Origin of the sequence: Flavobacterium sp. MAHUQ-57 (genome assembly GCF_051908335.1) — a bacterium.
Lineage (GTDB): Bacteria > Bacteroidota > Bacteroidia > Flavobacteriales > Flavobacteriaceae > Flavobacterium.
This window is the reverse complement of sequence record NZ_JBPZTE010000006.1, coordinates 550,234-571,162: the sequence shown is the minus strand read 5'-3', so window position 1 is coordinate 571,162 and position 20,929 is coordinate 550,234. Positions and strand designations below refer to the sequence as shown.

Below are 20,929 nucleotides of genomic sequence, written 5' to 3'. Positions count from 1 at the left end.
AGTACCAATCCTTTTATAATTATGGAAATAAATTTGGTAAGTGATACCGTTACAAAGCCAACTCAAGAAATGTTACACGCCATGTTTCAGGCAAGAGTAGGGGATGATGTCTACAAACAAGACCCTACTATCAATGCTTTAGAAGCTAAAGTTGCCAATATGTTTGGCATGGAAGCGGCATTGTTTTTTCCTTCTGGTACTATGGCCAATCAGGCTGCTTTGAAATTGCATACAAATCCTGGAGATGAAATTATTTGTGACAAATGGTCGCATATTTATTTATATGAAGCAGGTGGAGCAGCTTTTAATAGTGGTTGTTCTTTAAGTTTGTTGGATGGTAATCGCGGTATGATTACTGCCGATATGGTGCGAAAAGCAATTAATGATCCTGAGTTTTTCCACGCTCCTTTAACCAGTCTGGTAAGCATAGAAAATACAACAAATAAAGGAGGAGGAGCTTGTTACGATATGGAGACGCTTCGCGAAATCAAACAAGTGTGTGTTCAAAATCAATTGAAATATCATTTGGATGGTGCCCGTTTATGGAATGCAATGGTGGCCAAAAGACAATCTCCTAGACAGTTTGGTGAGCTATTCGATTCCATTTCTGTGTGTTTAAGTAAAGGTTTAGGAGCGCCGGTCGGATCGGTTTTGGTATCTGATGCGAAAACTATTAAAAGAGCCTTGCGAATTCGCAAGATTTTAGGCGGAGGAATGCGTCAGGCAGGATATTTGGCGGCCGCAGGGATCTATGCCTTGGACAATCATATCGAGCGTTTAGCCGATGATCACCGAAGAGCCAAAGAGTTAGCCTTGATTTTACAACGTTTGCCTTGGGTAGCATCGGTAGAACCCGTAGAAACCAATATCTTGATTTTCTCTATTCAACCGTATCTGGATGAAAAAACAATCATCGAAAAATTAAAGGAAAAGAGTATTCACATCAGTTCAATGGGGCATGGTAAATTACGCATTGTAACCCACTTAGACTACCGTCAGGTAATGCACGAATACGTTTTGGAAATTCTTCCTAAGATTTCCATGTAATAGTAGTGCTTCGGTTTCATATTAAAATTTTTACTCCGAATTGATTTGTTTCGGGATACTGTTTTTTTTGGATTGCTGCTAAGTTTTTGTATTCCCTTTTTTTTCTTAATTAAGACAACCTTATTTAATTTTACTCAAATTGTTTAAGTATAAGCGAATAACTTTTTGTGTTTAGGTGAATTTGTTTATGCGTAAGGGAATGTTTTTTAACTATTGATGAATACTATGTTTTTTGAAAAGTCTCAGAATAGTATAGATCAAAAAAAATCCCACGCTAGTGGGATTGTTGTTTATTTAAAAAGTCCATCCATTCCTGGAATATTCGGCATACCATCTTTGGCTACAGCACCGAGTTCAGCTTCGTTTACAGCAGTTGCTTTTGCAATGGCTTTGTTCAATACCAATACCAAATAGTCTTCCAATTGCTCTTTGTCTTCAAGTAAACTTGTGTCTATGGAAACATTGCGAATAGTTCTATTGGCTGTAAGAGTTACTTTCAACAAACCGTCATTACTTTGTTCATCGACTAAAACGGTGTCAAGTCGTTTTTTGGTATCTTCAATTTTTTGCTGGGTTTCTTTTAGTTTTCCCATCATACCCATAATATCTCCAAACATTTCTCTATTTGATTTAAATTAATTCTGCAAAATTACTAAATTGCCACCCAAATAAACAACTAAACAAAAATGAAAAACCTAACTAAAATAAGCTTTTTAAGCCTTATTTTTACTTTTCCAATTAACAATGTAATTGCTCAAAAAAAAATGTCAAAACACATCCAACCGCCTTTAGCTAAAATTGTCCCCAAAGTTCTTGAAAAACACCAAGATAAGCGAATTGATAACTACTATTGGTTGAATCAAAGGGAAGACAAAGAAGTTATTGATTACTTAACCGCCGAAAACAAATACTATGAGGAGATGACTGCTCATACTAAAGATTTCAGAACTGCATTATTTGAAGAAATGAAATCAAGAATAAAGGAAGATGATCAATCGGTTCCTTACTTTTTTAATCAATATTGGTATATTTCTCGTTTCGAAAAAGGTCAAGATTATCCAATTTATTCTAGAAAATTCAAAAATCTTGACGCCTCAGAAGAAGTTTTATTCAACTGTAACGAATTGGCAAAAGGACACTCGTATTTCCAATTGGGTGGCGTAAGTGTAAGTCCAAATAACAAATTCGCCACGTTCGGAGTAGATACTGTAAGTCGCAGAATTTATACCATTCAAATTAAAAATTTAGAAACAGGTGAAATCTTGGCTGATAAAATCGAAAATAGTACAGGAGGTTCAGTTTGGGCTAATGACAATCAAACTATTTTTTATACAACAAAAGATCCGGTAACTTTACGTTCAAATAAAATTTACCGTCATAAAGTAGGTACCGATCCCAAAAATGATGTTCTGGTATTTGAAGAAAATGATGATACTTTCAGTGTTTTTATCTACAAAGAAAAATCAAAGAAATATATTGTTATCGGTTCTCAAAGTACAATGACAACAGAATACAGAACATTACTTGCGGATAATCCTGAAGGTGAATTCAAAGTATTCCAAAAACGTACTAGAGGTTTAGAATACAGTATATCTCATTTTGGAGATAGTTTTTATGTACTGACCAATAAAGACAAAGCTACCAACTTCAAATTAATGAAAACGCCAGAAACGGCTACTGATAAAGATAATTGGAAAGATGTTATCTCGCATCGTGAAGATGTATTGTTGGAAGATATTGAAATTTTTAAAGATTACTTAGTAGTAGAAGAGCGTGATAACGGACTAACAAAACTTCGAATCATGCCATGGAGTGGGGAAGGTGAGTATTATTTGCCTTTTGACAGTGAAACTTACACGGCTTATACAACTACGAATGTTGATTTTGACACCACCATTTTACGTTACGGTTACCAGTCGCTTACGACACCTTCTTCTATCATCGATTTCAATATGAAAGACAAGACGAAAGAAGTGAAGAAAGAACAAGAAGTATTAGGTGGAAAGTTCGATAAGAACAACTATGAGGAAAAAAGAGTTTGGGCAACTGCTCAAGATGGAACAAAAGTGCCTATTTCTTTGGTTTACAAAAAAGGAATCAAATTGAATGGAAAAAATCCATTGTTGCAATATGCTTATGGTTCATACGGGTATTCTATGGATTGTACTTTCTCGACAACACGTTTGAGTTTGTTGGATCGAGGTTTTATTTATGCAATCGCTCATATTAGAGGTGGAGAAGATTTAGGAAGACCATGGTACGAAAATGGGAAGTTGTTGAAAAAAGTTAATACGTTCACTGATTTCATCGACTGTTCTAAATTTTTAATTGATAATAAATATACTTCTGAAAAACATTTGTATGCTGAAGGAGGTTCGGCAGGAGGTTTATTGATGGGAGCGGTTATCAATATGAAACCAGAATTGTATCATGGTGTAATTGCAGCAGTGCCTTTCGTAGACGTGGTAACGACTATGTTAGATGACTCTATTCCATTAACAACAGGAGAATACGACGAATGGGGTAATCCGAATGAAAAAGAATATTACGATTATATGAAATCATATTCACCATACGATAATGTGGATAAAAAAGCTTATCCGAATATGTTGGTAACTACAGGTTTGCATGATTCTCAGGTTCAATATTGGGAACCAGCGAAATGGGTAGCGAAACTTAGGACTTTGAAAACTGATAATAATGTGTTATATTTAGATACCAATATGGATACAGGCCATGGAGGTGCTTCTGGAAGGTTCGAAGCACTTAAGGAAGTGGCTAAAGAGTTCAGTTTTTTGTTAGATTTAGAAGGAATTAAAAAGTAATTAAATTTTTTTTTATAGATTTGCAAAGTTTTGGACTTACCAAAATTCCAAAAAAAGCCTCGATTATAAAAATATATGGGACAAGATATACAAGCTTACAATAATGTATTGGAACTAATAGGTAACACACCACTTATTAAAATCAATAAGATTACTGAAGAAATTAAAGGAAATTTTTACGCAAAGGTAGAAGCCTTTAATCCGGGTCACTCAACAAAAGACCGTATCGCATTATACATTATTGAGGAAGCTGAAAGACAAGGTATTATTAAACCTGGTGATACTATTATTGAAACAACTTCTGGTAACACCGGTTTCAGTTTAGCAATGGTGAGTATTATTAAAGGGTACGAATGTATACTTGCTGTAAGTTCGAAATCATCTTCTGATAAAATTGATATGTTACGTAGTATGGGCGCCAAAGTTTATGTTTGCCCAGCGCACGTATCTGCCGATGATGAGCGTTCGTATTATAATGTAGCAAAACGTCTACATGAAGAAACCAAAGGTTCTGTATATATCAATCAGTATTTCAACGATTTGAATATTGAAGCACATTACAAAACTACTGGTCCTGAAATTTGGGAACAAACTAGCGGAAAAGTTACACATGTGGTGGCGTGTACCGGGACAGGTGGTACTTTATCTGGTGCTGCAAAATTTTTAAAAGAGAAAAATCCAAATATCAGAATTTTAGGTGTTGATGCGTATGGTTCAGTCTTGAAAAAATACCACGAAACTAGAGAGTTTGATGCGGAAGAAATTTATCCTTATAGAATTGAAGGTTTAGGTAAAAATTTAATTCCAACGGCAACAGATTTCGATTTGATCGATAAATTTGTTAAAGTGACTGATGAGGAAAGTGCTCACATGACTCGTACAATTGCTAAAACAGAAGGTTTATTCGTTGGATATACTTCAGGAGCCGTTATGCAAGCTATTAAGCAATACGCTGAAGAAGGAGAATTTGATGAAAACAGTAATGTTATCGCTATATTTCCAGATCACGGATCACGTTACATGAGTAAAGTATTTAGTGATGAGTGGATGAATGATCAAGGATTCTTCGATAGCGTTAATGTAGAAGAAGCACAAAAAATAGAATACATTAAATAATAAAAAATCCCGCTCAATCGAGCGGGATTTTTTTTATTAACCAACTAACCAAATTCACTATTTTGCAATAGTATATTTTTCTACTGTTATCTTATCCGATTTTGTGTTATAAGTTTCTAGGATGAAATTTCCCTCAACATCAAAATAGCCAAGAGCATATTTATTCTTGTTGTAATAGATATAATTATTATTAGATGTTTTTCTCAAAACAGCATTAAATTTTCCTTCGGATTGTTTCATAGTATAACCGCCTTCATCGGACTGTAACTCGTATCGTTTTCCGTTATTCATCAAGTAGGTTGAGCGTTCAACATCAACTACTTTGGTTTTACCATCAGCATTAATAGCAGTTGCTTTCGTTACTTCTACCGGATTATTGGCCATTGGAATGTTTTTGGTACCTGGTCTTTCTTTTTCTACTTCAACTCCCACTTTTTGCTCCTCTTTGGTTACCTCCGATTTGATTAGTTTTTTTTCTCCTTCTGAATCCTTAATTGTGGTAATTGTTGTTTTTACCTCTGTTTGTACATTCTTGTTTTGTGCTTGAATGGTTAATGCGAATACAATTGCAAGCGTCGTGATTATAGTTTTCATAATAAAATTGTTTTAATGATTAATACATTACAAATATAGAATGGCTATAACGGGAATGTCTTATATGATTTTTGTGAAGTGTTACAGAATTCGCACAGACATAAAAAAAAACTCCGGTAAAGACCGGAGTTTCTAAAAGTATTTTGATAATCGTTATTCCTGCATGGTATGGAAAACATTCATTACATCGTCATCTTCCTCGATTTTTTCCAATAGTTTTTCTACATCAGCAATTTGTTCTGGAGTAAGTTCCTTAGTTACTTGAGGAATTCTTTCAAATCCTGAAGATAATACTTCAATTCCGCGGTTTTCTAATTCTTTCTGAATTGCACCAAAACTCTCAAAAGGAGCATACATTACAATTCCGTCTTCATCCGCAAAAATTTCTTCCACACCGAAATCAATCATTTCCAATTCAAGTTCTTCAACATCTTGACCTTCTGCTGGAATTCTAAAATTACAAGTATGATCGAACATGAATTCTACAGAACCTTGAGTTCCCAGTGTTCCGTTACATTTATTGAAATAGCTTCTAATATTTGCTACTGTTCTATTATTGTTATCTGTAGCAGTTTCAATTAATACTGCAATTCCGTGTGGAGCATATCCTTCAAATAAAACTTCTTTAAAATTGGCAGTATCTTTATCGGACGCTTTTTTGATCGCACGGTCAACATTGTCTTTTGGCATGTTTGCCGCTTTCGCATTTTGGATTACGGCTCTCAAACGTGAGTTGGTTTCAGGATTTGGCCCTCCTTCTTTAACAGCCATTACAATGTCTTTTCCAATTTTGGTAAAGGTTTTAGCCATTGCTGACCAACGTTTCATTTTACGTGCTTTTCTAAATTCAAATGCTCTTCCCATTTCTTATTGTTTGACTTTTAATCGTTTAATTTCGTATGCAAAAATAATGTTACTTCAGACAATTAAAAAAATTTGACAAGGTTTTTTTTATGGTTAATTTTGCCGCTGTTTAATTAAAATTACATGAGAAAAATTATTGTTATCATTGCTCTTACCATTGGGTTTGCCGGGTTTTCACAAAAAAGAGCAAAAGGAACTGTTGAATTAACCCCATTCATCGGTCATTCAGCATCAAATTATTATGGAGAAGATAATTTGGACAACTCTTCACTTACGTCGGTACATTTTGGTGCAGATTTAGATTATTTCTACAATGATCGTTGGAGTTTGCGCACAGGATTGTTATTTCAAACAATGGGTACTAAGTTCAATGGCTATAAAGAAGAGTTAAATTACGTTACTATTCCTGTTAATGCGAATTGGCATTTTGGTAGTACTAGAAAATGGAATTTGAATTTTGGTCCTAGTATTGGTTTTTTGTCATCGGCTGAAGCGAATGGCGTAGATATCAAAGATCTTGTAAATTCAACTCAAATTGGATTAAACTATGGAATTGGTTATAAATTAGAGGTTTCTAAAAAATTCAGCATTTTGTTTGATTATCAAGGAATGACAGGTTTAAGTGAAGTGCCGGAAAACTCTGATTATACGATTAAAAATAGTTTCGGATCTTTCAATATTGGTGGTGTATTCGTTCTTTAATTCGATATGTCAAGAAATAAAAAAATCCGCTTTCAAAAGCGGATTTTTTATTTTATAGAAGATATTATTTTTTATAGAAAGGTAATTTTACCACTTTAGCTGCAACATCATTTTTACGGATTCGGATGAAAATTTCTGAATCTATAGTTGAAAAGGCCGTTGTAACATAACCTAAACCAATTCCTTTATTCAATGAAGGTGATTGTGTTCCAGAAGTTACGATGCCAATTATAGTTCCGTCTGCATCAACAATTTCATAATCATGACGAGGAATTCCTCTTTCCGTTAGTTCGAAAGCAACCAATTTACGGGTTACACCTTCTTCTTTTTGCTTTTTAAGATTAGCTGAGTTTGTAAATTCTTTATCGAATTTAGTAATCCAGCCTAAACCTGCTTCCAAAGGTGAAGTAGTGTCATTAATATCATTGCCATACAAACAGAATCCCATTTCAAGACGAAGAGTATCACGTGCGGCCAAACCAATAGGTTTGATTCCAAATGCTGCGCCTGCTTCAAAAACACGACTCCAGATAGTAGCAGCATCTTCATTTTTGAAATAAATTTCAAATCCTCCTGAACCAGTGTAACCAGTCGCAGACACAATTACATCATTTTTACCCGCAAATTCACCAATTTGGAACGAGTAATAGGGCATATTTATTAAATCGATAGATGTTAATGATTGCATGGCTTCTGCTGCTTTTGGTCCTTGAATTGCCAATAAAGAATAAGCGTCAGAAAGATTTTCCATATCCACTCCCAAATCATTATGCGATGCAATCCAATTCCAATCTTTTTCAATATTTGATGCATTCACTACCAACATGTAATGATTGTCAGCAATTTTATAGACGATTAAATCATCTACAATTCCACCTTCGTTATTGGGTAAACAAGAATATTGTGCTTTTCCGTCAACTAATTTTGAAGCATCATTTGATGTTACTTTTTGGATTAAAGCCAAAGCATTTTCACCTTTTAGCATGAATTCCCCCATGTGTGACACATCAAAAACACCCACACCATTACGAACTGTCTCATGCTCGATATTTACGCCTTCATATTGTACAGGCATATTGTATCCTGCAAATGGAACCATTTTTGCTCCTAAACTTTCGTGAATGTGTGTTAATGCTGTATTTTTCATTTGTTTATTGTGTTAATTTCGAGCGCTAAATTACTTTAATTTTTTGGAATTACTAAAGATTTTGAACAACATAAATTGTACTTTTTGTTATATTTTGAACTCTAGTAAGATGTGTTTTACATCGTTGTAGTTCTCACAATATTGTTTCACTTTTTCGTGATTTAATATTCCTTTGATTTCTACAGGAATTGAAATATCAACCCCTATTATCGCTTTGACCGTTTCCTCGAATTTTATGGGATGCGCCGTTTCAAGAAACACACCGATGCTATTGGGTTTTTCTTTGCATTTCTTTTTTAAACCTAAATAACCAACAGCTCCATGTGGGTCTAAACAATATTTTTGTTTTTGAAAGACTTCCTGCATTGCAATTGAAGTTGCTGTATCTGTAAAAGTGTAAGATGAAAAATCGTTTTTCAATTTGACAAGATCATTGTTATACAGATTGACTATTCGAACAAAATTACTGGGATTACTCACATCCATCGCATTTGAAATGGTAGCTACCGTAGTTTTCGGCTCGTAAGTTCCGGAAGTCATAAATCTAGGAATCGTATCATTCGAATTAGTTGAAGCAATAAAATGCTCAATAGGAAGCCCGAGACGTTTGGCCATCATTCCAGCACAAATATTGCCAAAATTCCCGCTTGGACAAGAAAGAATAATGGACTTATTGAGTTTTTTCAATTCTTTGTACATGAAGAAGAAATAAAACATTTGCGGTAACCAACGCGCTATATTGATCGAATTTGCAGATGTTAAGTGACATTCTTTTAAATCGTTATCCAAAAATGCTTTTTTTACCATGGCTTGGCAATCATCAAAAGTGCCTTTCACTGCAATAGCTTTAATGTTTTGCCCCAAAGTGGTTAATTGACGTTCTTGAAAATCACTTACCATTGAATCGGGATAAAGTATGACTACATTAGTATTCTCTACACCAAGAAAACCATTAGCAACCGCTCCACCTGTATCCCCAGAAGTGGCAACTAAAACGGTAATTTTTTTATTGGTTCCTTTATTGAAATAAGCCAAGCATCTCGACATGAATCGGGCACCAACATCCTTGAAAGCTAGTGTTGGACCATGAAACAATTCCAAGGCAAAAATATTTTCTTCCATTTTAACCAGTGGAAAATCAAAACATAGTGTCTCACTCAGTATTTCCCTTAAACCAGTTTCGGTAATTTCTTCGCCAGTAAATTGATGGATTACTTCATAGGCGATATCTTCATTCGTTCTGTTCTCAATTGTATCAAAAAAAGAATCGGGTAGAGGGGTTATTGTATCAGGAAAAAATAATCCGGAATCTGGAGCTAGTCCTTGTTCCACTGCCTCTCGAAAAGTAACTTTATAGTGTTTGTTGTTTAAACTGTGATAGTGCATGGTTAAAATTTTGATTGGATTATTTTAATGCCTTCCGGATTAACTTTGGATACATGAATTTCGACTAAAATTGACGATTCTAGAAATATTTTTTCAACTTCAAGAGCTATTTTATTCGCTATTTCTTTTCCTTCGCATAATGCAAAAATAGAGGGACCGGATCCGGATATACCAGCGCCAAGTGCACCATTTTTAATAGCTGTACTCTTCACCAATTCAAAATTAGGGATGAATTTTCCCCGTAAAGGTTCCACAATTTCGTCATGGAGTGAACGTTGAATCAATCCATAATCATTGGTATATAATCCAGCAATTAATCCACCCAGATTTCCCCATTGAGTGATTGCTTTTTTTAGTGGAATATCAGGATGTAATACGGCTCTCATTTCAGAAGTTTTCAATTCAATTTGTGGATGAATTACTGTTATATATAATTCCGAAGGACTTTCAATTCGAATGATATCTAACGGATTGTATCCTCTAACAAGAGTAAATCCGCCATAAATAGCTGGTGCCACATTATCGGCATGCTCACTTCCACTAGCCAAAGCTTCACCTTTCATGGCGAATTGAACCAATTGGCTTTTAGAAAAAGGTCGGCCTAATAATTCATTCATCCCAAAAACTACACCTGAAGCACTTGCAGCTGAACTACCTATGCCGCTTCCGGCTTTTATTTTTTTATGTATTTCGATATCAAACCCAAAATCTGGATTGATTTCGTCTAGTAAAGCCATTGCCGCAACACCAGCCACATTTTTTTCAATAGCAGTAGGTAAATCGGCACCAGTAATAGTCGTAATTCGAATGCCTTTTTCTACCGTTTTATGTAAAATCATTTCATCACCGATGGTCTCCAGGCATAAACCTAAAACATCAAATCCACAGGATAAATTCGCTACCGTTGCCGGGCAAAATAGATGTATACTTTTCATTTTTTTTACGTTTAATTATTTCCAATTCGTATCACATCTGCAAAAATTCCTGATGCTGTTACAGCTGCACCAGCGCCTGCACCTTTTATGAGTAAAGGTTGTTCAGCATAACGTTCAGTATAGAAAAGAACAATATTGTCTTTCCCCTCCAAATTGTAAAAAGGATGCTGTTCATCAATTTGCTGTAATCCAACCTTTGCTTTTCCATTTTCAAAGTTTGCAACATACTTTAGTCGGCAATTATTTCTTACCGCTTCCAGATATAAACTTTCAAAATGTTGATTATATGTGATTAATGATTTAAAAAAGGCATCTACAGATTCGCTATTCAATGATTCTTCAGGAAGGAAGGATTCGTTCTCAATTTCTTCAATTTCCATAGGATAACCACTTTCGCGAATTAGTATTAAAATCTTACGCATCACATCGATACCACTTAAATCTATCTTCGGATCCGGCTCAGTGAAACCTTCTAGTTTTGCTTGCTGAACAACTTGTTCAAATGAGTTATTTGTATTGAAATTGTTGAAAATAAAATTCAAGCTACCTGACAATACGGCTTGAATCTTATGTACTTTATCACCAGAAGCAATTAGGTTTTTGAGTGTGTCAATAATTGGTAAACCCGCGCCAACGTTAGTTTCGAACAAGAATGGAGCATTGTATTTTTTAGAGAGTTTTTTCAGGTTCCTGTAGTTTTCGTAGGAAGAAGAACAGGCGATTTTGTTGCAAGTTACTACGGCAATATTTTGCTGCAAGAATTGATTGTAAATTGCTGCGATTTCAGAATCGGCAGTATTGTCAACGAAGATACTGTTGCGTAGATTCAATTGCTCTGCCTTGGCTATGAATTGTTTTACACATGATTTTTCTCCATTTTGAATAGCTTCTTTCCAATTGTCAAGGCAAATTCCTTCTTCATTAAAATGCATTTGTTTTGAATTGGATATGGCGACAATACGAATATTTATTTTCAAATCTTCCTTTAGATAGTTTTTTTGTTGATTGATTTGCTCTATAAATTTTCCACCAACATTTCCAACACCGCAGATAAATAGGTTTAATTGTTTGATGTTATCTTCAAAAAAACTTTCATGTAAGCAATTCAAAGCTTTTTTTACATCTTTCTTAGCGATGATTGCCGAAATATTTCGCTCAGAAGCACCTTGTGCAATGGCTCTGATATTGACATTGTTTTTTCCTAAAGTGCTAAACATTTTACCGCTCAATCCCTGATGGTTTTTCATATTTTCGCCTACTAATGCAATGATTGCTAACTCTTTCTCTATAACAATCGGCTTAATCACTTGCTGTTTGATTTCATGTTGGAATTCCAAATCGACAGCTAATTTGGCTTTATAAGCATCTTCTTCGGATAATCCGATGCAAATGGAGTGTTCTGATGAAGCCTGAGTGATGAAGACAACATTGATTTTTTCTTTGGCAATAGCATTAAATAATCGCTTTGATGCTCCTGACACACCAACTAGTCCTGTGCCTTCGAGCGTTAATAAAGCAATAGTATCGATATGACTTATTCCCTTTACTGGATTTTGATCAGATGCTCCCACATTTTTGATGCAAGTTCCAATAGCTTCCGGATGAAAAGTATTCTTGATATATATGGGAATGTTTTTGTTTAACACCGGCTGAATTGTAGGTGCATATAAAACTTTAGCACCAAAATGAGATAATTCCATAGCTTCTTGATATGAAATTTGAAGAATAGGTTCAGCTTGTTTGACAATGCTTGGATTAGCATTATACATACCGCTTACATCGGTCCAAATCTCCAATTGATTTACATCCAAAGCTGATGCAATAATTGAGGCAGTATAATCCGAACCACCTCTTCCTAAAGTAGTTGTATTTTCTTCTGTAGATTGACCTATAAATCCAGGTAAAACAGTTACAGATGCTTGATTTTTATCAAAATAATACTGAATAAGATAGTTGGTTGTTTCAAAATTGACTTTAGCATTACCAAAATCTGAATTCGTTTGTATGAGTTCCCGACTGTCTTTATAAGTTACTTTGATATTATCTACTTTTAAATATTCGTAAATAATTTTGGATGAGAGTAATTCTCCATACGACAGAATGGTATCGGAAACTTTAGGTGATAATTCTCCTAGTAGATAACAACCTTCCAAAAGTGATTCAATATGAGCAAAGGATTTTTGAATGTACAGATAGCTTTCATTTTGATGAGAATCGTGTACCAGCTGGGAGAGAGTTTCTAAATGTCTGTTTTTTAAAGTTTCCAGTATTATACTATATGATTTGTCTTTAGATTTTGCTAGTCGGATAGCTTCTATGAATGAATCGGTTACGCCACCAAATGCAGAAACTACAACTGCTACTTTATGTACTTCATTTTTAATGATTCCTACCGATTTTGCGATATTTTGAGGATTAGCTACTGAGGAGCCTCCAAATTTTAAAACTTTCATGAGAAATTGTTTTAGCCTATAATCACACAATAAAACATACTATTGAGGATTATAAATGGTGAAATGTAATGAGATTGTGAGTTGAATGAACAACAAAATGCTGTGTAAAAAATACACGTACGCAAACGGATAATATGTAGAAATTATACCCCGAGCGGGGTAGTAGTTGTTGTTGTTGTTGTGGTCGTTGTTGTTAATGCATAAGAAGCCTGTAAATCATTGCGATTTACTTTAAAAGAAACTAATATTTGGCTTTCTTTTTTCATTTACTTCAACCAAAGTAATGAATTCTTTTATAAAGAAACAAGGAATTGCAATTAAATTTTAATTACAATTCCTTGAAAATAATCTTGATTGATAAAAGTTTATATTCCTAATTCTTTAAACTTTGCTATCAATTTCGGATCAGAAGGTCGTGGAGCATCAGCCGAAATAATTTTACCATTTGGATCGATTAGTATAAATCTAGGTATTCCTTCAATAGCATATTCTTTTACAAATTGAGAGTTCCAATCGTTATCAGCAAATAATTGGATACCGCCCAAAGATTTTTCTTCTACCATTTTGCGCCATTTGTCATAATCTTTTTTCTGATCAATTGACATACTTACAAATTCGATGTTTTTTCCTTTGAATTCTTCTTCAACTTTTTGAAGCGACGGAATTTCACGTCGGCAAGGTCCACACCAAGTAGCCCACACATCGATATAAACATATTTTCCTTTTAAACTTTCCAATGAAGTTTTTCCACCTTTAAAGTTTTCGTAATCAAATCCTGGAGATGTTTTTCCAGGAGTTAACGTTTTGATTTGATTGAATTTGGTGGTTAAGTTTTCTTTGAATTTAGTATCTGAAGATAAAGTTAATAATTCATTGTATAAGTTTTCTGCATCAGGATTTCCAGCACTCACTTCATACGCTAAATTCTGAATGATAGCAGTTCTTATCGCTGGACTTTTGATTTTTTTCAATTCGGGTAAAGAATATTGGGAGGTATATTCTGCAGTTTCCCCAGCTAGTTTACTAATTTTATAACTAAAGTTATTGAGTACTAATTGCTTATAGGAATTAGAGAATAAATATTCGGAATTATTGTCTAAATCAAAAGATGGATCTAATTTCGGGAAAGATTCAGAGGCTCTAAAACCCTCTTTTTTAGCATAATGTGCATGGTATTGCGGATAAATCAAGTACTGAAGTAACTCAAAATAATTGATGTTTTTCAATTCATTTTCCTTGAAAAATTTATCATTAAATTTTGTTTTATTGTATATAGCTAAAACATTTTCTTTCAATTCTTTTACTTTGTTTATATAAGCGGATTCTTCAAGTGAATAAAAGTCAGTTTGATTGCCAAGGCTTTTAGTTACCGATTCGTTTTTTTGTTGCCAAAATGTATTTTCAACAGCTCCTGTTCCGGAAAACTGTAATGTTTTAGTAAAATCTTTTTCGTCTGCATTGATCGTCAATTTAGAACCTTTACCTAAATACAAAGGGATTCTGGCACCTTTGGTCATTAATGTATAGCTTCCGCTGTAATCAATTTCAAAAGATTCAGAAAAAGCACCATCCGATTTTAAAACGATTGTCTTTTCAAATGATTCGCCACGAATTGTGAGCTTATTATCGGTAGTATTAATGATTTTTCCAGAAACAGTAATCTTTTCTTTAGAAAAACAGGATAATGAAATGAAGAATGCAAACAATGCATAAAATATAGTTTTCATAGTAATGGAGTTTGTAGAATCAAATATAGGGATTACATAGATTTTTAAATCTTAATTTATTCCTAATATTTATTTTGATTTGAATCCTTTTTTGCGGAATTTTGAAGACCAATTTAACAACCAAGATGGATACAGTACATTATATCAGTTCTGATGTGTTTTCATTAGAATTACTTCATGAAATCGTTTCTCAAAATTTCACATTAGAATTATCGGAAGAAGCTCGAATCAACATTGAAAAATGTCGTGCTTATCTGGATAAAAAAATGGAATCACAAACCGATCCTATTTACGGAATAAATACTGGTTTCGGGTCTTTATATAATATCAAGATTTCCAATGAGAATTTGACAAAACTTCAGGAAAACCTAATGAAATCTCATGCTTGTGGTACAGGTGATGAAGTGCCTCATGAAGTGGTTAAAATTATGTTACTTTTAAAGATTAAATCACTGAGTTATGGGCATTCTGGAGTTCAATTGCAAACTGTTGAGCGATTGATAGATTTCTACAATAACGATGTTTTACCGGTAGTTTATACGCAAGGTTCTTTGGGAGCTTCGGGAGATTTGGCACCTTTGGCACATTTGTGTTTGCCATTGATTGGTGAAGGAGAAGTTTATGTTGATGGTTTCCGTCAGCCAGCTTCAAAAGTATTGGAAAAAATGGGTTGGAAGCCTATTGTCTTGCAATCAAAAGAAGGCTTGGCATTATTGAATGGAACTCAGTTTATGAGTGCTTACGGGTGCTATACTTTGTTAAAAGCAATGAAGTATTCGTATTTGGCGGATGTTATCGGAGCGATTTCTCTTGAAGGTTTTGATGGAAGAATTGAGCCATTTAATGAATTGATTCATATGGTTCGTCCACATAAAGGACAGATTGTTACTGCACAACGTTTTCAGGAATTGTTGGAAGGTAGTGAAATTATCGTTCAACCCAAAAAACATGTTCAGGATCCGTATTCGTTCCGTTGTATTCCACAAGTGCATGGAGCATCTAAGGATACAATTGATTATGTGAAAAAAGTGTTTAAAACGGAAATCAATTCAGTGACAGATAACCCAAATATCTTTCATGAAGATGACTTGATTATATCGGGTGGTAATTTTCATGGTCAGCCATTGGCATTAACCTTAGACTTTTTAGGTTTGGCATTGGCGGAATTAGGTAACATTTCTGAAAGAAGAACTTATCAATTAATTTCAGGTCTTCGTGAATTACCTGCATTTTTGGTAAGTGATCCAGGATTGAATTCAGGATTCATGATTCCGCAATATACAGCAGCTAGTATTGTAAGTCAGAACAAACAATTGGCTACACCAGCAAGTATTGACAGTATAGTATCAAGTAACGGACAGGAAGATCATGTCTCTATGGGGGCCAATGCCGCTACAAAGTGTTTGAAAATTATGGAGAATCTGGAGCGAATTTTAGCTATTGAATTGATGAATGCTTCGCAAGCTATTGAATTTAGACGACCTTTAAAGTCAAGTGAATTTTTGGAAATGTTCTTGAAATCCTATCGTGAAGAAGTGCCACTGGTGAATGAAGATAGAATTTTGCATTATGATATTGAAAAATCAATTGCATTTCTAGAAAGTTTCCAAATTGAAATTTCAGAATAGATTTTTATGTCGTTTTTTATCATTAAAAACGAATATAAATTTATTTATAAATTTTCCTTCGACCTAACAAGTGCAATTGTAAGGGCGCTAATTATATTGGTTTTTTTTATTGGTTTACTGTTTAATCTCAAATGGTATAATATTGCGTATACTTTTTTTATTGGTTATTTTATTGTCTTTGGACTATTCATGCTAATAAATTTTGAATCTTACATTGAATGGAGAAAAAATGGGAAGAGGTTATTGGAAATTAAAGAGAAAGGTCTGTATAGCAATCATAAAAAAATAACCGATTATCATCAATTGAAAAAAATTGGAATTGATTATAATAGTGCTTCAACCAATACAGGGTGGTTTGTTTATTTTGAGTTTTATTTGCATCAGGATTTTATAATAAAAAAACAATTGTCAGAAAGGGAAGCGAAAGAACTTGCTTCGGAATTGGCTCATTTTTTTAGCATTGATGTAGTAAAACTGGGCTAAATTTATAAGCTATGATGGAGTTTAGGACAACAGATTTGGCAGAAAAAAAATTAGTTGGGAATTCACTAACAATGTCTTTTATTGAAAATAAAACTGCGCAATTGTGGGGTGGTTTTATGCCAAAAGTTAAAGAAATACCGAATAAAGTAGGAGGAGAGCGTATTTCATTGCAGATGTATCCGAATGATTTTATGGAAGATCCAACGTTGCAATTTGTTAAATGGGCTTTGGTCGAAGTTACAGATTTTGAGAATATACCTACTGAATTACAAAAATTCAATTTAACAGGAGGCTTGTATGCTGTTTTTCCTTACAAAGGAAATATCGTACAAGCTCCTGTATTTTTTAAAAAGATATTTTCGGAATGGATTCCTGCATCCGTATATGAATTGGATAATTCTCGTCCGCATTTTGAAATTATTCCCGAAGGAAAATATGATCCAATGGATCCAGACTCAGAAGAAACCATTTATATTCCAATTAAATTAAAGGAATAGAACAGACAGAATTCCTAAAACGGCTGGTACAGTCTGAACATATAAAATTCTTTTTGAGGCAGTTACTGCTCCATAAATGCCAGCAACAGCCACGCATCCTAGAAAAAACAAAGCTACATTTTTACTCCAAATTTCGTCTTGAATTATCAAAGACCAAAGCAAACCAGCAGCTAAGAATCCATTGTATAAGCCTTGATTGGCAGCTAAAACTTTTGTGGGTTCAAATAAATGTTCGGGAATACTTTTGAAAACTTTTTTAGCTCGCGTGGTCCAAGCAAACATTTCCAGCCAAACGATATAAACATGGATGAAAATTACAAAAGCGATAATAATAGTTGCAATGATGTTCATAATTAATTTCTTTCGTTAAATGGTGTTATTATTCCTTCTTCTAAGTATTGTTTCATTTGGCGTAATAAATTGGCCCAGCAATAACTGGCAACTTTAAATTCTTTGCTTTCTGTTGTCCAGTCTTTATGATAAAATTCTACCGATGTGACACCTTGTTTTTTTTCGGTTAATATAAAACCAAAGCTAGTTGGCATCCATTCTTCCATAGCTTTGTTTATTGAAAATTCAATCTGCAGATTGTGTTTTAATATGGTAATTTCTGCAAACCAATTGTATTCATCTGAGAAATGGAGGTTAAATACAGAGCCTATTTCCTGTTTTCCACTACTGCGTTGCGTCCACCAATTATCTAATCCATAAGGAGTTGAAACTGTTTCAAAAACTCGCTCTGCAGGAACTTTGATTGAGAAATCATGGTAAATTGTTGGCATATTATTCGGTTGTTGGTTTGCGTTTAGGTCGGATAACTAATTCGCCCGAGCAATTAGGGCAAACTGCTTTCAATTTACGAAAACAATCGGAACAATAGGTACATTCGTAACTGCAAATGTAGGCTTCCGACTGATGATTTAATTCGGTAGTACATTTTTCGCATTGTGTTCGCATTTCCATAATACTGAAATTATTCGTTATCGATTATTTTTTCTATTCTTTTGTCAGGAATTAACCACATCAAAGCAACTAAAATATAAATTATTCCCGAGAATACTTCATGAAAATAGGTCGACAATATGGCTATAGAATACAAAATAGGTGAGATTTTTCCTTTGATGTCTTTTCCAATTGCTTTGGCGAGTAATGAATTTTCACCTTGCGTTTTGATGATTTGCTTTTGAAGAATGTTGTATGCAATTCCACACATAAGAAGGATAAAACCATAAAAAAACATCGGAAATGGAGCAAAATGATGTTCACCGGTCCATGCCGTAGCAAAAGGGATTAAAGAAAGCCAGAAAAGTAAATGAAGGTTTGCCCACAAAATACTTCCGGTAACTTTTTTAACGGTGTGCATCATATGATGATGATTGTTCCAGTAAATACCAACATAAATGAAACTCAAAATATAACTAACGAATATGGGAAACAAATGTAAAAGCGCTTTTAAATTCGTTCCGTCAGGGATTTTTAGTTCTAGTACCATAATTGTGATGATAATGGCAAGAACTCCGTCACTAAAAGCTTCGAGTCTGTTTTTGTTCATTTCGTATTGATTAAAGTTTGATTAGAATAAAATTGATAATCAATTAAGTTTTTAAACGGATAGAGTCAGATTTTTTGATGTAACCAATTAAATAAGAGATTTATGAATTTTTCTTTTGTGTTTGGTTTGTTTTAAATTTTCATTTCCCGATATAATGCTAATGTTACCATCAATTTCAAACATGGCAAGTTTTACCTCATTATGATGCATTACTCCATGCTCACGCATCGCTTCATCCAATTCTTCAGAAGTTATATCCAATCGAGCCAATGTCTTATAGTCAGTTTTTCCGTTATGAATAAGGATTTCAGGTTTGTCTTGAACCAATTCTTTTACGAAAGACGATTTTAGCATTATTTTTTTAAAAACCGAATTGACGATAAATAAAACGCAAGCTGCAATGAGTCCTCCTAATAATGAAGAATCAGAGCCAACCATAGCATTCTGAACAGAATTACTAATTAATAAAATTAGGATTATATCAGCAGTATTGAGTTGGGATAACTCTTTCTTTCCGAAGACACGTAAGGCGATTACCATAAAAAAATAGACGGCTACGCTTCGCAATACAATGTCTATGTACGGATTCATACTCTAATTTTAAAATTCTTTTCTATCGCTTTAATCATTTCGCCCGCGATGTCTTTGTGAGTTGCGCCTTCTATACCTTCTAATCCAGGAGAAGAGTTGACTTCCAGTAAAAGTGGGCCTTTAGAAGAACGAATAATATCAACGCCGGCTACTTTTAAATCCATCGCTTTGGCAGCTTTTATAGCTATTTTTTTCTCATCGGCTGTAACTTTTACAACCGATGCTGTTCCACCCATATGGATGTTAGCTCTAAACTCACCAGGTGCAGCTTCACGTTGCATAGCCGCAACCACTTTACCATCAACAACAAACAAACGCAAGTCTTTTCCGTTGGCTTCTTTGATGAATTCTTGAACTAAGATATTCGCATTTAGACTTTTGAAAGCATTGATAACGGATTCGGCTGCTTTTTTGGTTTCTGCTAAAACAACTCCTTTTCCTTGTGTTCCTTCCAAAAGTTTGATGATTAGGGGAGAACCACCTACCATTTTAATCAAATCGTTAGTGTCTAATGGAGAATTGGCAAACCCAGTTGTTGGAATGTCAACACCATTTCGTAATAACAATTGAAGCGAAAATAATTTATCTCTTGATTGTGTAATCGCTGCAGCTGAATTCAAAGCAAAAACTTTCATCGCTTCAAACTGTCTCGTTAAAGCACAACCGTAAAACGTCATGCTCGGACGTATTCTTGGAATAACTGCATCGAAATTATCTAAAACCCTACCACCTCTGTAATGTATTTCTGGAGTGTTGGCATCAAGTTTAATGTAACATTCCTTGATGTTTAAAAATTCCATTTGGTGACCTCTCATTTCACCTGCTTCCATAATTCTACGATTGCTATATAACTCTGGATTACTGGCTAATAATGCAATTCGTAAACCTTGTTTGGTTTCTCTTGTAACGTGATAATAATTTTTGATTTCGTCAAATGAAGGTTGTCCTAATAGGTATTTTTCTTCTGGGTCAACCAATAATTTTCCAATCATGGCTTCACGCCCTAAAAGCATGCGGAATCCCATGGAATCACGATTGGCTAATGTCATTTCAATAAGCCAATTCGATTCTCCTATTTTTAATTCAGTTTGGATGACATAGCGTTGTTCTCGATAACCACTTGAACTTTTGACAACGCGTTTGTCAACTAGTTTTGCTTCACAATGTTTGACTAATTTGCTATTGTTTTGAAGAGGATTGATATCAAATTTCACCCAATCTTCTCCGTTTTTTGTAAAAGGTACTATATTAGTGGCATGAAGAGATGATGTTTTGGCGCCAGAGTCCACCCTTGCTTTAATATATGGAATATTCAAATCGGGGAATGAGCACCATTCTTCACTACCAATAATTACTTTGTTCTGAGGCATAGTCTTATTTTA

Annotated in this window: 21 protein-coding genes; 7 read left to right on the top strand and 14 right to left on the bottom strand. The window is 34.3% G+C overall.

Annotation, left to right across the window (positions count from 1 at the left end):
- Window positions 1-21 precede the first annotated feature (21 nt).
- Entirely contained in the window at window positions 22-1,047 is a 1,026-nt protein-coding gene (locus ACS8MM_RS02950; protein ID WP_379712866.1) for a threonine aldolase family protein, read from the top strand.
- A 290-nt stretch (window positions 1,048-1,337) separates the two neighbouring features.
- Here ACS8MM_RS02950 and ACS8MM_RS02945 read toward each other — a convergent pair whose 3' ends face one another.
- Window positions 1,338-1,664, bottom strand: a complete 327-nt coding sequence (locus tag ACS8MM_RS02945) for a YbaB/EbfC family nucleoid-associated protein (protein WP_379712864.1) — start codon at window positions 1,662-1,664, stop codon at window positions 1,338-1,340.
- A 147-nt stretch (window positions 1,665-1,811) separates the two neighbouring features.
- Here ACS8MM_RS02945 and ACS8MM_RS02940 point away from each other — a divergent pair, with 147 nt between their 5' ends.
- Both ACS8MM_RS02940 and ACS8MM_RS02935 read left to right on the top strand, forming a co-directional pair.
- The gene (locus ACS8MM_RS02940) at window positions 1,812-3,872 is read left to right on the top strand and encodes a S9 family peptidase (RefSeq protein WP_379712862.1); all 2,061 of its coding nucleotides are present in this window, start codon (window positions 1,812-1,814) and stop codon (window positions 3,870-3,872) included.
- Window positions 3,873-3,947: 75 nt separating this feature from the next.
- Window positions 3,948-4,988 (top strand): PLP-dependent cysteine synthase family protein, encoded by a 1,041-nt coding sequence (locus tag ACS8MM_RS02935; protein ID WP_379712860.1) that lies wholly within the window; start codon window positions 3,948-3,950, stop codon window positions 4,986-4,988.
- Between the two features lie 57 nt (window positions 4,989-5,045).
- On the opposite strand, the gene ACS8MM_RS02930 is transcribed toward ACS8MM_RS02935, so the two are convergent.
- Window positions 5,046-5,582, bottom strand: coding sequence for a hypothetical protein (locus ACS8MM_RS02930; protein ID WP_379712858.1), 537 nt, complete (start codon window positions 5,580-5,582; stop codon window positions 5,046-5,048).
- Window positions 5,583-5,735: 153 nt separating this feature from the next.
- Window positions 5,736-6,446, bottom strand: a complete 711-nt coding sequence (locus tag ACS8MM_RS02925) for a YebC/PmpR family DNA-binding transcriptional regulator (RefSeq protein WP_379712856.1) — start codon at window positions 6,444-6,446, stop codon at window positions 5,736-5,738.
- 123 nt (window positions 6,447-6,569) lie between these two features.
- Between ACS8MM_RS02925 and ACS8MM_RS02920 the strand changes: the two genes are divergently transcribed.
- Window positions 6,570-7,148: an outer membrane beta-barrel protein gene (locus ACS8MM_RS02920; protein ID WP_379712854.1), complete on the top strand. Its 579-nt coding sequence runs from the start codon at window positions 6,570-6,572 to the stop codon at window positions 7,146-7,148.
- Between the two features lie 64 nt (window positions 7,149-7,212).
- On the opposite strand, the gene gcvT is transcribed toward ACS8MM_RS02920, so the two are convergent.
- The 5 genes from gcvT to ACS8MM_RS02895 all read right to left on the bottom strand — a co-directional run bounded on the left by gcvT (window position 7,213) and on the right by ACS8MM_RS02895 (window position 14,796).
- On the bottom strand, window positions 7,213-8,295 hold the full coding sequence (gene gcvT, locus ACS8MM_RS02915; protein ID WP_379712852.1) for a glycine cleavage system aminomethyltransferase GcvT: 1,083 nt from the start codon (window positions 8,293-8,295) through the stop codon (window positions 7,213-7,215).
- 87 nt (window positions 8,296-8,382) lie between these two features.
- Complete coding sequence (thrC, locus tag ACS8MM_RS02910) at window positions 8,383-9,681, bottom strand: threonine synthase (RefSeq protein ID WP_379712850.1); 1,299 nt, start codon at window positions 9,679-9,681, stop codon at window positions 8,383-8,385.
- Window positions 9,682-9,683: 2 nt separating this feature from the next.
- Window positions 9,684-10,616: a homoserine kinase gene (locus ACS8MM_RS02905; RefSeq protein ID WP_379712848.1), complete on the bottom strand. Its 933-nt coding sequence runs from the start codon at window positions 10,614-10,616 to the stop codon at window positions 9,684-9,686.
- Between the two features lie 11 nt (window positions 10,617-10,627).
- A complete protein-coding gene (thrA, locus tag ACS8MM_RS02900; protein ID WP_379712846.1) occupies window positions 10,628-13,069 on the bottom strand; it encodes a bifunctional aspartate kinase/homoserine dehydrogenase I in 2,442 nt (813 codons plus the stop codon).
- A gap of 365 nt (window positions 13,070-13,434) precedes the next feature.
- Window positions 13,435-14,796 carry a TlpA family protein disulfide reductase gene (locus ACS8MM_RS02895; RefSeq protein ID WP_379712844.1) on the bottom strand — a complete coding sequence of 454 codons (1,362 nt, stop codon included), beginning with the start codon at window positions 14,794-14,796 and terminating at the stop codon, window positions 13,435-13,437.
- Between the two features lie 125 nt (window positions 14,797-14,921).
- Between ACS8MM_RS02895 and hutH the strand changes: the two genes are divergently transcribed.
- From hutH to ACS8MM_RS02880, 3 genes are all read left to right on the top strand, one after another.
- Window positions 14,922-16,424: a histidine ammonia-lyase gene (gene hutH, locus ACS8MM_RS02890; protein WP_379712842.1), complete on the top strand. Its 1,503-nt coding sequence runs from the start codon at window positions 14,922-14,924 to the stop codon at window positions 16,422-16,424.
- Window positions 16,425-16,613: 189 nt separating this feature from the next.
- Window positions 16,614-16,907: a hypothetical protein gene (locus ACS8MM_RS02885; protein WP_379712840.1), complete on the top strand. Its 294-nt coding sequence runs from the start codon at window positions 16,614-16,616 to the stop codon at window positions 16,905-16,907.
- 11 nt (window positions 16,908-16,918) lie between these two features.
- Window positions 16,919-17,404 (top strand): GyrI-like domain-containing protein, encoded by a 486-nt coding sequence (locus ACS8MM_RS02880; protein WP_379712838.1) that lies wholly within the window; start codon window positions 16,919-16,921, stop codon window positions 17,402-17,404.
- Here the strand turns inward: ACS8MM_RS02880 and ACS8MM_RS02875 are convergent.
- The 6 genes from ACS8MM_RS02875 to rimK all read right to left on the bottom strand — a co-directional run bounded on the left by ACS8MM_RS02875 (window position 17,393) and on the right by rimK (window position 20,917).
- Window positions 17,393-17,755: a DUF1304 domain-containing protein gene (locus tag ACS8MM_RS02875; RefSeq protein WP_379712836.1), complete on the bottom strand. Its 363-nt coding sequence runs from the start codon at window positions 17,753-17,755 to the stop codon at window positions 17,393-17,395. The two genes, ACS8MM_RS02880 and ACS8MM_RS02875, sit on opposite strands and share 12 nt — an antisense overlap.
- A gap of 2 nt (window positions 17,756-17,757) precedes the next feature.
- Window positions 17,758-18,186 (bottom strand): SRPBCC family protein, encoded by a 429-nt coding sequence (locus ACS8MM_RS02870; protein WP_379712834.1) that lies wholly within the window; start codon window positions 18,184-18,186, stop codon window positions 17,758-17,760.
- A gap of 1 nt (window position 18,187) precedes the next feature.
- Window positions 18,188-18,361 (bottom strand): DUF1272 domain-containing protein, encoded by a 174-nt coding sequence (locus ACS8MM_RS02865; protein WP_379712832.1) that lies wholly within the window; start codon window positions 18,359-18,361, stop codon window positions 18,188-18,190.
- A gap of 16 nt (window positions 18,362-18,377) precedes the next feature.
- A complete protein-coding gene (locus tag ACS8MM_RS02860) occupies window positions 18,378-18,956 on the bottom strand; it encodes a TMEM175 family protein (RefSeq protein WP_379712830.1) in 579 nt (192 codons plus the stop codon).
- An 87-nt stretch (window positions 18,957-19,043) separates the two neighbouring features.
- Window positions 19,044-19,547, bottom strand: coding sequence for a DUF421 domain-containing protein (locus tag ACS8MM_RS02855; RefSeq protein ID WP_379712828.1), 504 nt, complete (start codon window positions 19,545-19,547; stop codon window positions 19,044-19,046).
- A complete protein-coding gene (gene rimK, locus ACS8MM_RS02850) occupies window positions 19,544-20,917 on the bottom strand; it encodes a 30S ribosomal protein S6--L-glutamate ligase (RefSeq protein ID WP_379712826.1) in 1,374 nt (457 codons plus the stop codon). The genes ACS8MM_RS02855 and rimK overlap by 4 nt, the downstream gene beginning before the upstream one ends.
- Window positions 20,918-20,929: the final 12 nt, after the last annotated feature.

Bases quoted from the DNA above. Each gene is read 5' to 3' on its own strand.
- ACS8MM_RS02950 (WP_379712866.1), top strand. From the start codon at position 22: ATGGAAATAAATTTGGTAAGTGATACCGTTACAAAGCCAACTCAAGAA.
- ACS8MM_RS02945 (WP_379712864.1), bottom strand. From the start codon at position 1,664: ATGTTTGGAGATATTATGGGTATGATGGGAAAACTAAAAGAAACCCAG.
- ACS8MM_RS02940 (WP_379712862.1), top strand. From the start codon at position 1,812: ATGTCAAAACACATCCAACCGCCTTTAGCTAAAATTGTCCCCAAAGTT.
- ACS8MM_RS02935 (WP_379712860.1), top strand. From the start codon at position 3,948: ATGGGACAAGATATACAAGCTTACAATAATGTATTGGAACTAATAGGT.
- ACS8MM_RS02930 (WP_379712858.1), bottom strand. From the start codon at position 5,582: ATGAAAACTATAATCACGACGCTTGCAATTGTATTCGCATTAACCATT.
- ACS8MM_RS02925 (WP_379712856.1), bottom strand. From the start codon at position 6,446: ATGGGAAGAGCATTTGAATTTAGAAAAGCACGTAAAATGAAACGTTGG.
- ACS8MM_RS02920 (WP_379712854.1), top strand. From the start codon at position 6,570: ATGAGAAAAATTATTGTTATCATTGCTCTTACCATTGGGTTTGCCGGG.
- gcvT (WP_379712852.1), bottom strand. From the start codon at position 8,295: ATGAAAAATACAGCATTAACACACATTCACGAAAGTTTAGGAGCAAAA.
- thrC (WP_379712850.1), bottom strand. From the start codon at position 9,681: ATGCACTATCACAGTTTAAACAACAAACACTATAAAGTTACTTTTCGA.
- ACS8MM_RS02905 (WP_379712848.1), bottom strand. From the start codon at position 10,616: ATGAAAAGTATACATCTATTTTGCCCGGCAACGGTAGCGAATTTATCC.
- thrA (WP_379712846.1), bottom strand. From the start codon at position 13,069: ATGAAAGTTTTAAAATTTGGAGGCTCCTCAGTAGCTAATCCTCAAAAT.
- ACS8MM_RS02895 (WP_379712844.1), bottom strand. From the start codon at position 14,796: ATGAAAACTATATTTTATGCATTGTTTGCATTCTTCATTTCATTATCC.
- hutH (WP_379712842.1), top strand. From the start codon at position 14,922: ATGGATACAGTACATTATATCAGTTCTGATGTGTTTTCATTAGAATTA.
- ACS8MM_RS02885 (WP_379712840.1), top strand. From the start codon at position 16,614: ATGCTAATAAATTTTGAATCTTACATTGAATGGAGAAAAAATGGGAAG.
- ACS8MM_RS02880 (WP_379712838.1), top strand. From the start codon at position 16,919: ATGATGGAGTTTAGGACAACAGATTTGGCAGAAAAAAAATTAGTTGGG.
- ACS8MM_RS02875 (WP_379712836.1), bottom strand. From the start codon at position 17,755: ATGAACATCATTGCAACTATTATTATCGCTTTTGTAATTTTCATCCAT.
- ACS8MM_RS02870 (WP_379712834.1), bottom strand. From the start codon at position 18,186: ATGCCAACAATTTACCATGATTTCTCAATCAAAGTTCCTGCAGAGCGA.
- ACS8MM_RS02865 (WP_379712832.1), bottom strand. From the start codon at position 18,361: ATGCGAACACAATGCGAAAAATGTACTACCGAATTAAATCATCAGTCG.
- ACS8MM_RS02860 (WP_379712830.1), bottom strand. From the start codon at position 18,956: ATGAACAAAAACAGACTCGAAGCTTTTAGTGACGGAGTTCTTGCCATT.
- ACS8MM_RS02855 (WP_379712828.1), bottom strand. From the start codon at position 19,547: ATGAATCCGTACATAGACATTGTATTGCGAAGCGTAGCCGTCTATTTT.
- rimK (WP_379712826.1), bottom strand. From the start codon at position 20,917: ATGCCTCAGAACAAAGTAATTATTGGTAGTGAAGAATGGTGCTCATTC.